Consider the following 14460-nt stretch of genomic DNA (forward strand, 5'->3'; position numbering starts at 1 on the left):
GCTACTCCTTTTTCGTTAAACCACAGCTGTACACGATCCACCACCGGATCAATGAAATAACAAAAAAGAGCGATCATGCAGGAGAAAACTCCGGACATGATCGCTCTTTTACATTATTTATAAGAGATGAACTAACTATAATCTTCTATTAATATAATCTTATCATCTGATATCTTGAACTTGGATGTTCCGTTTAATTCCAGCTGGTCTCCACTCTTGTATCCATTCGGCAGATCAACGGCAAAGGTACCTTTATACATGATGCCTACCTCAATACAATCATCATTCCAATTATAGCCGGTAATCGTCTGACAGCGGGTAGCAAACATCGCAGCAGACTGCTGTGCCAATTCTCTGAAGTGCTGTATCCCCTGGGTCTCTGCAGTAATTTCTCCACTAGCAATATTTCTGAAAGTAATATCATCGTGCAGGAAGCTCATCATGCCTTCAATATCAAAGGTATTATATGCTTGTACATATGAATCAATCATGTCCTTCATTGCTCTGCTGATCATATTATCGCTCCCTCGCATGACGGATATACAACATCATTATCCTAGCATCTTTTGGATACAGTCACATCCGTCTGTAGGAACAAAAGGAAGAAATCCGTTTAGTTCGTATCTGCCGTCTTTGCAGCACTAGAATCTGCTGCTTTCTCGATCGTATGCTTGGAAGCAATCGCATTGGTCCAATCGGAATAGGCGGAATCGACCCACCAGGTGTCTTTTTGCGGCTGCTGGGTAATCTGGTAAGTCCAGTCCAGATTCTTCTCGCCGATCTTGCCGTTCGGATCTGTGGTCTGGTATACCTGTGTAGCGTCCAGCTGAATACTGTCTTTGTGGACTTCGACAGAATCCAGATCAATCACGACTTTTTGCAGCTTGTATTTTAGAGGTGTAGCGAAATAACCCTTCATCTCATATTCAGCCCGACGATAGTAATCCGCATCGGGATTTACACTTTTGAGTGCTTTGGCATTGCTTGTATTCATGGCTTCCGCCAGGCTGATCGAGGCATTATATACGCTATCCAGCGCCAGGTCGGCGATTGGCTTCTGTATCACTGCATTAAGGTCATAATTCTCTTCCTCAGCCGGATTCAGAGTTACTTCTCCGTTAATATCCTTGCCCTGCGCGTTGATGTGTACAGTAATCAAGGATTTTTCCGGAGCGGGCTGGATCTGGATATACTGGCTCGGATCACCGGTAACCGGCTTGTCATTCAGGGTAACCGTGGATTCCATCTCGGGAAGACGAAGATCCAGCGAGGCCATTTGTGTATAATCGAATGCTGCTTCAGCCGGACGATTCACACTAAAGGCTTCTACCTTATCGGTGACCGGTACATCTGCATAGGCGCTGCTGATCGTGCCTTTATACGTATAAACGGCTGGCCACAGATCCTTGATCGTATCGTGATCCTTGTCTGTTTGGAGGCTGCCAATCGCCATGGATGTAGTCAGTGTCTCATTCATATAAGATAAAGCCGCTTTGACATCCACTGGTTCGATATGAACCATCCAGCGGGTACCACGCCAAGAATCGACAGGTACAAGTGTCATCCAGTACGATTGATTGATACGGTCTCTGACCTGGCTTCTCAGCGATTCCACCATAGCCGATCCTGCTTCCTGGCTGGCTTCAGCGCTATCCAGTGCATTGTCAATCTGTTCATTATAGGCAGACTTGGTGCCTTCATTTTGTAATGCCTCGGTAAATAATGCCCGTCTCTGCTCTTCCCGAAGCGGCGAATCCGAATCATCCAGATGCTTGACCAGTCCATCGGTATCACCAGCTTCGACAGCAGCGGTAAGCTGCTCGGCAAGTTCCTCCGGAGTAGAAGGTCCATTGGTTGCCCGCAGGATAAAGAAAGCGATAAGCAGCAGTATAATCGCGCTTCCACCGATCAACAACGTGCGTTTCGTTCGGGGCGAGAGCTCAATCGGCTCCCTGACCGGCTTGGGCTCTGATTGAGCCGGAATATTCGCTGTTATCTCTGCAGCAGATTCAGGCTCCAGACGATGTCCACACTCCCGGCAAAATACCCAGTCCGGTTGTGTAGGGGTACCGCAATGTCCACAGTACATGTATGTTCCTCTCCTTATATGTAAAATAATGGTTTTATAAGTCAGTATTACCCTATTGAGACTCTTTTAGAAAAGGTCTCCGCCCATTCCTTTGAATGCATCCATCAGCTCGGTACCAAAAGAATTAAATACGATCAGTTCAGCGATGACCTGAATCAATACAGCTACCGCAATAAACCAGACAGCACGTTCGCGGTTGATACGGAACAGCTCTATACCTGCATACAGCGTCAAAGCCAGTGCAGCTATAGTCGTTGTAAGCAGTAGTACAAACGAAGCTTTGACCGATACAAACATTACCAGTGCAGCTACGATCAGGACTGCTCCAGCGACTAATTGCAGACCGCCCAGCTGAACCAGACTGTTCTTCCAGTCGGTACGCTGCGTACCCAGCTTGCTTCCCAGCAGGAAAACAGCCGCTAGCATAACGATTAGTGATACGAGACCAAGAACGAACATATGATTAACGATAGGCATATATTCGCTCGCATTGCTATATGCATTGCTGTACGCTTTACTATCATCCCTCATCAGACCGCCAAACTGGCTGATCATCGCTTTGATCAGCTGATGCTTGAAGGACCAGCTCCATAGAACAAAACCAATTAATGATGCAATAATACCGAGCAGTCCGTACAACCAGTCACTATCTCCTTTGAGATGGAGCGCAGACATGGGGTTTTTCAGCAAATTCAGAATCTTGTGTCGATCTACTCGTGCTAGTTGCTCTCTCGCCGTCATAACCAGTGGCGCTGATGCGGATACAGGTTCGGGTGACGACTGACTCGCCATACAGGTATGTATTTCATTCTCTTGAAGCTGGGTACCACATTTTGTGCAAAATGCCATTTTAATTCCTCCATTATGTAATTAAAATGAACTAGGTAATATTATCTAATTTTAGTCCGTTGAATATAGTACCATGTTCCTTGGTTAGTTTCCAATGTTTTTTAAATTAGGAAATATTGTGGGAGGAAAAGAATAACGCAGGTGTGAGAGCAGACACCGCTCTAGGAAGGGATTCTGCCGGCTCCCTCCGGTTAAGCCCGGATATTTTGAACGACCGCTTACAGCAGTAAATATCCAAGCTTAAATGTCGGTCTCTGGCAGAATTCCCTTCCTTTCGCTCTGTATATTGTGAGGACAAGCGTTATCTACTGAGGAGTGAAAAGGCAAATTAAATGTTTGCTGGTAAATGGTCTGAAATATGAAATGCCAGCACAGGCGCTGAACACGCCTTGCTGGCATTTGAACTAAAATTTGAATTACAATGATAACTTTGATAAATGTCAGGATCTGAAATCCAGCCATGAATTAGCATTAGATGAAGACAACTACTCGTAGCGGAGGAAAGGGAATGATCCGGCAGGCCGACCTTTAAGATTGGATATTTACCGCGATCAGCGGTATTTCAAAATATCCAATCTTAACCGGAGGCAAGCAGGATCATCCCTTTTCGCAGCGATATATCATATATACTCTGTCCCATATTGTTCATCACTTTGCAACTACTTTACATCTATAATCACAAAAAAATCGCGATTACCGTTTAACCAAGCTGAACATCTGCATCATACGTGTCTATGAAAGAATGCTCAAGACCCTGCCCCACGATATCTCTTCACACCGCTGTTCCACAGCAGCAGACTCGCTGTGAAAAACACAATGCCCATGACCGGCGTCAACCAGGCCATTGCCATCATCTCCTGCCGCTGCAGGAACAAAGCTGCCGGATAGATCCCGACAAAAGCAAACGGCAGCACCCAGGTCAGAATGATCTGAATCGCACGGTTGTAGATGGTGATCGGGTAACGCCCGTATGTCTGGATATTCACCATCAGCGGAATGATTCCGGTCGGCGAGTCCGAATAGAATGAGACCGAAGTCAGTATAATGTAGATTCCTGCATAGATCAGCGTCGAGCCGATCGTCATGATAATCAGCACCGGAATATACCACCATTCCATTTCCAGACCCAGCTGTCCACCGCTCCAGATCATGATGATAATACCGATCACCGAGCCGATCAGTGATGGCGGGTCCAGATTCTCCAGGAAAATCTGGAACAGACTGTGTGCCGGACGCGTCAGGATGCGGTCCATCTCGCCTTTGACAATATAGCGGTCACCAAAGTTCCACAGATTAATAAAGCAGCTATACAGCCCGTAAGGCACCATGAAATATCCGTAGACAAAGACCACTTCCGCTTCGGTAAATCCACCCAGTGTCTCGGTGTGGGCAAATACAACGAAGATAAAGATCAGGTTAGTTGCCTGGAACAGCAGATCCGAGATCACTTCTACCCAGAAGTCGGCGCGATAGGTCAATCTTGTTTTCACATAGTTGGTAAAGTATTCCCAGATCAAACCCAGATAATACATCGACTCAGCCCCCCTGTACGAACAGCCGCACCCGGGCAGCGCGCCATGTAAAATAAATCGGTATCAGCAGAATCAGGAACCAGATCACCTGAATGCCAAGTACTTCAAGAATCCCTGTGCCCTGCACGCGTCCGGTAAATACCGAACCCGGCAAATACGTGATCGCCTGAAACGGCAGGAAATTCATAATGCTGGTCAACCAGCCCGGGAAAAAGCTGATCGGAATCAGCAGGCCGGAGAACAAATCGACGACCACCCGCTTCATGCGCATCAGTCCATCATTATTTTCAATAAAAAAGGCCATCAGGCCAATCAGGATATTAATCTGCGAATTAATCAAAAAGCTGAAAAACAGCATCACCAGAAACCCAATCCAGGATACCGGACTGGTCGGCAACTGCACCGGGAACAACAGCACCGCAATAATCATGCCCGGAATCATAAACATCGTAAACCGGAAAATCCCCTCGCCAAACCCCTGCATCATCTTCACCAGCAGGTAGTTATACGGACGGATAAACTGGATTGCGATCGTACCGTCACGAATCTCGGTTGCAATCTCCCGGTCCAGATTATTAAAGTAAAACGCTCGTGCCATCCAGGATACAGCTACATAAGTCGTCATTTGCGCAGCCGTAAAGCCGGCAATCTGCTCCTTGCCGCCGTATATTGCCTGCCAGGTGAAATAGTACACCCCGATATTAAGCGTATAGACCAGAATGCCGGAATAATAATTGACCCGGTAGGCCAGCATCGTAAGAAATCGGATGCGAATAAAATCCAGATACAGACTAGACATGCGGCTGTTCCTCCGGCTTCTCCGCCGAGCCCGAACTGTAAATCTGGCGTACGATTTCGTCTGTACTCGTCTCCGAGATCTGTACATCCGTCACTTCTGCCTGACCCAATACACGTGAAAACACATCCGATACCGCCATATCTGCGGGTACGAGTGCTGTAGCGACCAGATCGCTCTCCTGTGTCCACGTGACCGGCAGCCCCATCGTCCATGCATTCAGCTGGGCAGCCTGTACGGCTCCGCCAAACTGGAAGCGGACTTCACGACCACGTCCCCAGCGAGTCTTGAGATCATCCAGACCGCCATCATAAATAATGCTGCCTGCATCGAGCATAATGACCCGTGAACAGAGTGCTTCGATATCCTGCAGATCATGGGTCGTCAGCAGAATCGTCGTGCCCTGTGTACGATTCAGATCCTTGAGGAATTCGCGGATCTCCGATTTGACGACGATATCCAGTCCAATCGTCGGCTCATCCAGAAAAACAATCGATGGATTATGCAGCAGCGCTGCTACCAATTCGCAGCGCATTCGCTGACCAAGACTGAGCTTGCGCACCGGGCGGCTGAGCAGTTCCTGCAGCTGCAGACGCTCTACGAGCTCATCCAGTCTCTTTTTGAAATCGGCTTCGGATACCTGATATACCTTGCGCAGCAGCTGGAATGACTCAATAACACCGATATCCCACCACAACTGACTGCGCTGTCCGAATACGACGCCGATCCCTTGTACAAACTTCTCGCGCTCCTGATACGGTACATAGCCGTTGACCTTGATATGGCCAGAAGTCGGCACCAGGATGCCTGTCAGCATCTTGATCGTGGTTGATTTGCCGGCTCCATTTTCTCCAATGTATCCGCAGATTTCGCCCTGCGGAATCGTAAAGCTAATATCGTTAACCGCTGCTACTTCCCGGTATTCGCGGGCAAACAGATCCTGCAGCGCACCCTTGAGTCCGCCCCGGCTCTGCTGAATCCGGAAGTTCTTGCGTAGATCCTGTACTTCTATCGCCTGCATGAATGTCTCCTTTGTGACCCATTTGTAACTTTTGGGGTCTTTTTTGTAGTGCGGAGGAACAGTATAATCACACACAGAGCCAAGGGGGAGTTGACGGTAGCTAACTTACTTGTTCCATGGTTGTGTGATAATTGATTGTTGCCTGAAAAGAAATTATAATGTACGGGTGTTGTTAAGACAATGCAAAGTAACTAACTTTTATCCACTGGGTATTTCGCAGATGCCCGTCAGCTGCCTGCTCCTTGCAGATGTACAGATGACACCGAATAGAAAGCACATCCAATACATGGCTAACCTTATTGTTGAAAGGAAGAACGTGCATGAATGTAAAAACAAAGCGAACGTTGCTTTGGAGCCTCGGCATTATCGCCGTCGCGCTCATAGGCTATGCGATTTACTACTTCACAGCTGTATATAACCAGATTGGTGCCCTGCAGAAAACCGGGGATGCCTCTCCATTCAAAAATGTACCTACCAATACCGTTGCTGCAGCAGCCCCGCCGGTATGGACCGGAACCGAACCTGTTAATATCCTGCTGATGGGTGTCGATTCCCGTAACTCCGACGATGGCGAAATTCCGCGTTCGGATACGATGCTGGTCGCTTCACTCGATCCGGTCAAAAAGACGATTCATCTGTTCTCCATCCTGCGTGATACGTACGTAGATATCCCGGGTTATGGCGAGAACCGGATCAATAGCGCGATTACCCACGGTCCGAATACCGCTATGAAAACAGTCAGTGATCTGCTCGGCATTCCCGTGCAGTATTACGTATATACCGACTTCCAGGGCTTTATCAAGCTGGTGGATGCGGTAGGCGGTATTGATTTCAAAGTAGAAAAAGATATGCACTACACCAGTGCAGCGGATAAACACGTATACGATATTGATCTCAAAGCAGGTATGCAGCATCTGGACGGCAAAACGGCACTTCAGTATGTTCGTTTCCGCCATGATGCGACATCCGACTTTACCCGTACCGAGCGGCAGCGTGCCTTCCTGACTGCAGTCGGCGACAAGCTCAAGTCTACCACGTCGATCATGAAGCTGCCGGATATTCTGGAGCAGATTAATCCGTATATTGATACCAATCTGAGTACGGATGATCTGTGGAAGCTTGCCAGCGTCGCCTATGACAGCAAAATGAGCGGCAGTGAACAGTTGCCTCCAAATGATCTGCTGGACGAGAAACATGTAGGCGGAGCAGCCGTTATCGGGGTGAAGAGCGAGGATAAACTCAAGCAGTTCATTCAGGACACTCTGAACAAAAACACGACTGATCCGATCCCTGTATCTTCAGACAGCAAAGACAGCAGTACCAATGGACCGAGCAGTTCGAGCAGCTCAAGCAGTACAGGAAGCTCTACATCCAGCTCGTCTACTCGGTCCCCTGCTTCCATCTCGGGAGCAACCAGTCTGTCGGGCAGTTCCAGTCATTAATTGCTTCTATAACAACATGCAGTAACATTATTCATTTCATGCTGGACCGGTAATCGTGTTAAAATGGTTACAGTCTGGCATGGATACGAACTACATGAGATTCAACAAAGCGCCCAGATCATGGGCGCTTTTTATTATGTCTGCCCTGCACTCGTGGCTGTGACAGCTTCAGTTATCGTATGTGCAGCAGAGCGGCGTAATGATACACATATGGCTGCAATCGCCCAAAGGCCCGCATTTATTATAATTGCGCTTGAAGATTCGGAAGCGCCCAAGGAGAGATAGATATGAATCGCACAAAGTCTGAACAATTGTATGAACAGGCACTGAAACATATTGTAGGTGGAGTGAACAGTCCGTCCCGCTCATTCAAAGCGGTTGGCGGCGGTGCACCGGTATTTATGGCTTCTGCCAAAGGCGCACACTTCTTCGATGTAGATGGCAACAAATATATCGATTATCTGGCGGCATTTGGTCCGATTATTACAGGACATGCCCATCCGCATATCACAGCAGCTATTACCCGTGCTGCTGAAAATGGCGTGCTGTACGGTACACCGACCGAGCTGGAGATCCAGATGGCCATGATGCTCAAGGAAAGTATTCCTTCGATGGACAAGGTACGCTTCGTCAACTCCGGTACCGAAGCGGTTATGTCCACTATCCGTGTCGCACGTGCTTACACGAATCGTACCAAAATTATCAAATTCGCCGGCTGCTACCACGGTCACTCCGATCTGGTACTCGTCGCTGCAGGCTCCGGACCGTCCACACTGGGTACGCCGGACAGCGCAGGTGTTCCAGCCAGTATCGCGAATGAAGTAATTACAGTGCCTTTTAACAATCTGGAAGGTCTGCAAGCGGCTCTGGAACGTTGGGGCGATGAAGTGGCAGCGGTGATGGTCGAGCCAATTGTCGGCAACTTCGGTATGGTTATGCCGGAAAAGGGATTCCTCGAAGGACTATGCAAGCTCGCTCATGATCACGGCGCACTCGTCATCTATGATGAAGTCATTACTGCATTCCGCTTCCATTATGGCTCTGCCCAGACGTACAGTGGCCTCGACAATCACGAGCAGATCATGCCCGATCTGACTGCACTGGGCAAAATTATCGGCGGTGGTCTGCCAATTGGTGCATATGGCGGCCGCAAGCACATTATGGATCAGGTGGCTCCGCTCGGTCCTGCTTATCAAGCAGGTACAATGGCAGGCAACCCGGCATCTATCGCCTCCGGTATCGCTTGTCTTGAAGTTCTGCAGGGTGAAGGCGTGTATGACGAAATGGAACGTCTGGCGATCCGCCTGACCGACGGTATCCAGGCATCTGCCGAGCGTTATGGAGTACCATTGACCATCAACCGGATTCGTGGCGCGTTCTCGACGCATTTCTGCGATCATCCGGTAACGGATTATGATCAGGCCCAGGATACGGATGGCGAGAAGTTCGCTGCTTTCTTCCGTCATATGCTGGATCGCGGTATCTGTCTCGCCGCTTCCAAGTACGAAGCATGGTTCCTGACGACCGCTCATACAGATATGGATATCGATCTGACACTGCAGGCAGCGGATGAGTCTCTCAAGCTGGTTGCCGAAGGCAAGTAAAGCTCACACTTCCTGCTGTCATACATCTGGATGATTCCATACACTACGTTAAAACCTGATATTGCTTTAACTTTAATGAGATATTTTAGTACATGCTTGATCAGATGAATGGCAAAGCACCCCTTCCCGGGTGCTTTTTTTATTTCGTCAGGAATCGGTAGCTATACGAACGCGAATGCGGATCTTTTGAAATTTGGTAAAAAACATATTGCCGAACAGTCAATCTCTAACTATGGAATGACAAAATAAAATATTTGTCATTCCATAGTTAGTATGATATGCTGTTGCCATCAGAAATAGACAACCAGATCTACATCATCTCTCATAGAAAGCAGGAAACTAACCATGTCAAAACAACTTCAACATAAAGTAGCTATCGTTACGGGCGCATCACGGGGAATCGGACGCACGATTGCTTTGCAACTCGGTGCAATGGGAGCGCGTGTCGTCGTCAACTATGCGAATAGCCCGGACAAAGCACAGCAAGTCGTGGAACAGATTAACCAGGCAGGCGGCGAAGCGGTGGCTATTCAGGCTGACCTCAGCCGTATCGACGGTGTACAATCCCTGTTCAGCCGTACAATGGATGTATGGGGCCAGCTGGATATCCTCATCAATAATGCAGGCGCCAATATCTACAAACCACTGGCACAAGTGACCGAAGCGGACTTCGATCTGCAGTTCAATCTTAATGTCAAAGGGACCTTTTTTGCGTGCCAGCAGGCACTGGAACATATGAATGAACAAGGTCGTATCATCAACTTCTCCACTTCGGTCGTAGGACAGATGTTCCCGGCGTATAGTGTGTATGCGGGCACTAAGGGTGCCGTGGAGCAATTTACCCGCCAACTCGCCAAAGAAGTAGCTGTGAAGCAGATTACGATCAATGCAATTGCTCCAGGACCGGTAAATACCGAATTATTCAATGAAGGCAAAACCGAACAGCAAATCGAAGGTCTCCGTAAAAGCGCTGCACTGGGCCGTATTGGTGAACCGGAAGATATCGCAAACGTGATTGAGTTCCTTGTTAGCGAGAAATCGCAGTGGATTACAGGGCAGACCATTCGCGTAAATGGCGGCTTTATCTAATCTTTCTGTTCCTTCGCTTGATGCGAGGATATCATCGGTTGCTTGGCAGGGCTGATAAGCAGGCGGCTGATCTGGTGTGCGACTGTACGCAGAGCAGGGCCGATCTGTTCGGCGGGTACGTTGGACACATTGATTCTCAGCTGGTTGGAATAATACCGGCTGTGACTCAGGAAATAGCGATCGGTGGAGTCAGCAGTAATCTGCTGTTCAGCCAACCGGCGAATCAGTATTCCTGTCGGGAAATTGGCTGGCAGCGAGAGAGTGGTATGGATCGTATCAGTCAGATATGCTTCGGCGAAAAACGGATAATCTGCGGTTAGCTCCCGAATGATACGCTGCAGCTCAACTATGCGTTCACAGTAGGCATCCAGTACCCGGCTGCGGTAACGGGTGAACATGCCGTTTCGGATGTACACATGCAGGGCTGCCTGGGATAATACCGAGCTGTCTACGTCCAGCATACTTTTGTAACGGGCAAAGGTATCGATGAGCGCATCCGGCAGAACAGCAGCTCCGATACGCAGACCAGGGAACAGAATTTTGGAATAGCTTTTCAGGTAAATGACATGATCGGACGTATCATAGGCATATAGCGGGTCATTGGATGGCTGCTGCTCCAGATCAGCGAGGTAATCATCTTCGACCAGATAGACATCGTATTTATGTGCCAGCGCGACGATTTTTTTCTTTTCCCGGACAGTCAGTGAAGTGCCCAGCGGATTATGAAACCGCGGCATCACATAGAAAAATTTGATGCTGCCTTCCCGGAATAATTGTTCCAGCTGCTGCAGATCGATTCCTGCCGAAGTTCGCTGAATTTCCTTTACCGGAACTTTCAGCGTCTCCAGCATCTCAATCAACAGATGATATCCCGGCTGTTCGATCAGGACCGTCTCCCGGCCGGATGGGAATGGCATCATCGTCAAAATGGACAATGCCCGATGTACACCGGAAGTGATATGTAGTTGGGACAGGCGTGCGAATACCTGCACTTCTTCCAGCTGTTGGCGGATTTCTTCCAGCAGTGGCGGCAGCCCCTGCGGCATTCCGTAGGTAAACAGTTGATCCCGGTAAATGTGCATAGCTCCCTGCAAGCAGCTCTGAAAATCCTCAAACGGGAAAATCTCTGCTGCCGGCGCAGCCGAAGCCAGATCGATTCGCTGTATTGCATGTTCATGCTGACGATCCAGCTGCTGCCGGGCTACATAATAACCGCTGCGATTCATGACGTAGACCCACTGGTCCCGTGCCAACTGCTCATAGGCGCGTATAACGGTAGCCGGACTGCAGCCATAGGCTGCGGACATTTTGCGGATCGAAGGCAGCTTCTGTCCGGCTACGAGTGAACCGTCGCGAATCTGCTGTTCCAGTGCAGTTACAAGCTGCTGATGCTTGGTCATATTCCCCTTCCTCTCTGTTCTCTGTTCTCTGTTCTCTGTTCTCTGTTCTCTGTTCTCTGTTCTCTGTTCTCTGTTCTCTGTTCAAGTATAAATGATTCTCCAACTGAGTACGTTGTACTCTCCAACAAATTGTACTGGTACAGTTGACTGGTAAATGCGTTGTCGCTTCACCCGATAGAACTCTATATTGAATAAGCGGTCATCACCTGGAATACAGCCGGTAGATCATCTGCTGGCGTGCTCCTTGGTACATGATCCGCTTCATTCCGATATGGAGGTATATTATGACAACTCAACATCCATCTGCATCTTCTTCCTCATCGACTGCTTCAGCCGATCTTTCCGAAGCTTCACATCATCGGGAATCTGTACAGGAACAGCCCCGAAGTGATAGCCGGATGCCTGCATATCTCGCTGCCCTGGGCTATGCGTTGATTATTGGATTTTCCTTTTTATTCGTGAAAATGACTGTGCATATCGCCAGTCCGCTGGATGTGCTGGGACACCGGTTCCTTATTTCCGTAATCGGTCTGGGTATTCCTATTCTACTCGGCTGGGTACGCATCCGGATCAGCTGGAAAGATGTATGGCGAATTTTGCCACTGGCTCTGCTATCACCGATATTATTTTTCACGCTGCAAGCCTATGGACTGCTCAGTGCTTCCTCTTTGGAAGCAGGTATTATCCAGGCGATGACGCCCGTATTTACATTGCTGCTGGCTGCTTATTTTCTCAAGGAAAAGACATCTCTCCTGCAAAAACTCTCTCTGCTGCTGTCTGTAGCGGGCGTTGTCTTCATGTTCACGATGAAAGGAGGCGCCAGCTTCTCCGCAGCCAGTCTCGCCGGTATTGCCCTGCTCGCAGGCTCGGCACTGAGCTTCGCCGGATATGGCGTATTGGCTCGTCCGCTGACCCGCAAATATAATCCGCTGGAGCTGACCTGGGTAACCATGGTTATCGCCTGCATCGTTTTCAATCTGCTGACGCTGGGCAGACATGTACTGCAAGGCGACCTGACTGCCTATATCGCCCCGCTGCAGCAGCCGAGCTATATTCTGGCTCTGCTTTATCTAGGTATCCTGTCTTCCCTTGTTACTACGATCCTGTCCAGCTATGCTCTATCCCGGCTCAAAGCGACACAAATGAGCGTATTCAGCAACTTTGCCACGGTCACTTCCATGATCGCCGGTACTGTCTTTTTGCAGGAGCAGCTCTATTACTACCATATTATTGGAGCCATACTTATTATCGTCGGTGTGCTTGGCACCAATTGGACAGGCAAACGGAGCCGTGTTTCTGAATAGTCAGCTCACACTCCAGCCTGCTCCATGGCACTTTCTGATATCGGATAACAAATGATCCTATAGGGTGGATTATTCTTTCTCCGTCAAATGAAGTATAGTTAAAGTACAATTACATTGCCAACCTAACTATATCTATACTCATTGACTAGAAAGAAGGAATCCATTATGAAAAGAGCAGCTATACTGCTCCTTGTTTGGACGTTGGCATGCGCACTGCCCCTATCTGCTTATGCTGCACAAACGCCAGCCACGGATAACACCAGTCTATCTGCGGAATATAGCCGACTACCTGCGGATCTACAGTCTTTTCCGGAAGATTTCTATATCCATACCGACATAATCAGCATGCCTAATGGACAGGCTCTATTCATCGACCCGGATCAGCAGCATATCTATATGGCGGATACGAAAACGTCCACAGAACAATGGAACCAATCCTATGACCATATCTATAGCTGCAAAATGATGCCCGGTAGTCCCAAAATTGTACTGATCGTGCGGAATCAACAGCAATTGCAAAAGATTGTCCTGTCTACAAGTGGCAAGACTTTGTCTCAATTCAGCTATCCGGATGCCATGCTGAAATGGCTAAGTCGCTCACCATCTGCTCAAATCGGCTGGTCCGCTCCCGACAAATCCGGACAAAAAGAAAAAGTCGCTATTCAGTCCGGCGACCGGATCTACATTTACCAGTCTCCTTGGAAAAAGCCGATTCAGACATTCACTTCACCCACCCGTCAAAATCATCTCTACGACAAGGTAATCAGTACCCGGGTGGATTATCAGGGGAATGATCTGGTGATTGCTTACCAGGCAGACCGTCTGATGCAGACCCAATCTGTATTTGAGCTGTTCCATACGTCAAAAGCAACCAGCAAACCGCATATTATCCAGACACCATGGAATCTCAAAGCGCAGCTGAAGCTGGAAAATGGCGAAGCTGTCATTTATACCAGCAATATTCTGCGAAATCCGCTCGGATTGAATGCCGAAGTCCCGCATCCTATTTATGCCAGATACAATGTAAAAACAGGCAAGCTGCTGGCAGAGGTAACCCGCACACTGGGTGATCAGAACAACAAATGGGAAACGGATTACAGTCAGGGTCAGCTGTTCCTCGCCGACAAGGCTGCTGGGATAATGTATCTGTATGACAGTAGCGGCAAGAAAATATGGGAGACTGCCGAGCCTTCCCAGCGAATCACTTACCGGTTTATCAAATACGAGCAGGGCATGCTGTACCTGCTGGCGGAAAATAGTAACCGGGAGTTCACTATTGCCAAAGTACCTGTGGTGATGTAATGAACCATGAATTATAAGTACAAATCAAAATC

13 protein-coding genes are annotated in these 14460 nt (G+C 48.5%); 6 read left to right on the forward strand and 7 right to left on the reverse strand.

Going from position 1 to position 14460, the window contains the following annotated elements:
* Positions 1-131 precede the first annotated feature (131 nt).
* The 6 genes from WH46_RS03585 to WH46_RS03610 form a co-directional block, all read right to left on the reverse strand.
* Positions 132-515: a nuclear transport factor 2 family protein gene (locus tag WH46_RS03585; protein WP_017812693.1), complete on the reverse strand. Its 384-nt coding sequence runs from the start codon at positions 513-515 to the stop codon at positions 132-134.
* Positions 516-613: 98 nt separating this feature from the next.
* Entirely contained in the window at positions 614-2089 is a 1476-nt protein-coding gene (locus WH46_RS03590) for a zinc-ribbon domain-containing protein (RefSeq protein ID WP_046225775.1), read from the reverse strand.
* A 66-nt stretch (positions 2090-2155) separates the two neighbouring features.
* On the reverse strand, positions 2156-2938 hold the full coding sequence (locus WH46_RS03595) for a hypothetical protein (protein ID WP_046225776.1): 783 nt from the start codon (positions 2936-2938) through the stop codon (positions 2156-2158).
* Positions 2939-3684: 746 nt separating this feature from the next.
* Positions 3685-4470, reverse strand: a complete 786-nt coding sequence (locus WH46_RS03600; RefSeq protein WP_017812690.1) for an ABC transporter permease — start codon at positions 4468-4470, stop codon at positions 3685-3687.
* Between the two features lie 4 nt (positions 4471-4474).
* Positions 4475-5269 (reverse strand): ABC transporter permease, encoded by a 795-nt coding sequence (locus WH46_RS03605; protein ID WP_017812689.1) that lies wholly within the window; start codon positions 5267-5269, stop codon positions 4475-4477.
* Positions 5262-6287 (reverse strand): ABC transporter ATP-binding protein, encoded by a 1026-nt coding sequence (locus WH46_RS03610; RefSeq protein WP_046225777.1) that lies wholly within the window; start codon positions 6285-6287, stop codon positions 5262-5264. The genes WH46_RS03605 and WH46_RS03610 overlap by 8 nt, the downstream gene beginning before the upstream one ends.
* Before the next feature lie 320 nt (positions 6288-6607).
* On the opposite strand from WH46_RS03610, the gene WH46_RS03615 reads away from it, so the two are divergent.
* The 4 genes from WH46_RS03615 (at position 6608) to WH46_RS03630 (ending at position 10422) form a co-directional block, all read left to right on the forward strand.
* Entirely contained in the window at positions 6608-7729 is a 1122-nt protein-coding gene (locus WH46_RS03615) for an LCP family protein (protein WP_046225778.1), read from the forward strand.
* A gap of 63 nt (positions 7730-7792) precedes the next feature.
* On the forward strand, positions 7793-8014 hold the full coding sequence (locus tag WH46_RS03620) for a hypothetical protein (RefSeq protein WP_046225779.1): 222 nt from the start codon (positions 7793-7795) through the stop codon (positions 8012-8014).
* 2 nt (positions 8015-8016) lie between these two features.
* Positions 8017-9333 carry a glutamate-1-semialdehyde 2,1-aminomutase gene (locus WH46_RS03625; protein ID WP_017812685.1) on the forward strand — a complete coding sequence of 439 codons (1317 nt, stop codon included), beginning with the start codon at positions 8017-8019 and terminating at the stop codon, positions 9331-9333.
* A gap of 345 nt (positions 9334-9678) precedes the next feature.
* A complete protein-coding gene (locus WH46_RS03630; protein ID WP_046225780.1) occupies positions 9679-10422 on the forward strand; it encodes an SDR family oxidoreductase in 744 nt (247 codons plus the stop codon).
* On the opposite strand, the gene WH46_RS03635 is transcribed toward WH46_RS03630, so the two are convergent.
* Complete coding sequence (locus WH46_RS03635; RefSeq protein WP_052714102.1) at positions 10419-11822, reverse strand: aminotransferase-like domain-containing protein; 1404 nt, start codon at positions 11820-11822, stop codon at positions 10419-10421. The two genes, WH46_RS03630 and WH46_RS03635, sit on opposite strands and share 4 nt — an antisense overlap.
* 398 nt (positions 11823-12220) lie before the next feature.
* Here WH46_RS03635 and WH46_RS03640 point away from each other — a divergent pair, with 398 nt between their 5' ends.
* On the forward strand, positions 12221-13126 hold the full coding sequence (locus WH46_RS03640; RefSeq protein WP_046225979.1) for a DMT family transporter: 906 nt from the start codon (positions 12221-12223) through the stop codon (positions 13124-13126).
* A 165-nt stretch (positions 13127-13291) separates the two neighbouring features.
* Positions 13292-14428, forward strand: a complete 1137-nt coding sequence (locus tag WH46_RS03645; RefSeq protein ID WP_046225781.1) for a hypothetical protein — start codon at positions 13292-13294, stop codon at positions 14426-14428.
* The last annotated feature ends 32 nt before the right edge of the window (positions 14429-14460 follow it).

The sequence above is a fragment of the Paenibacillus dauci genome, assembly GCF_000971985.1.
Lineage (GTDB): Bacteria > Bacillota > Bacilli > Paenibacillales > Paenibacillaceae > Saccharibacillus > Saccharibacillus dauci.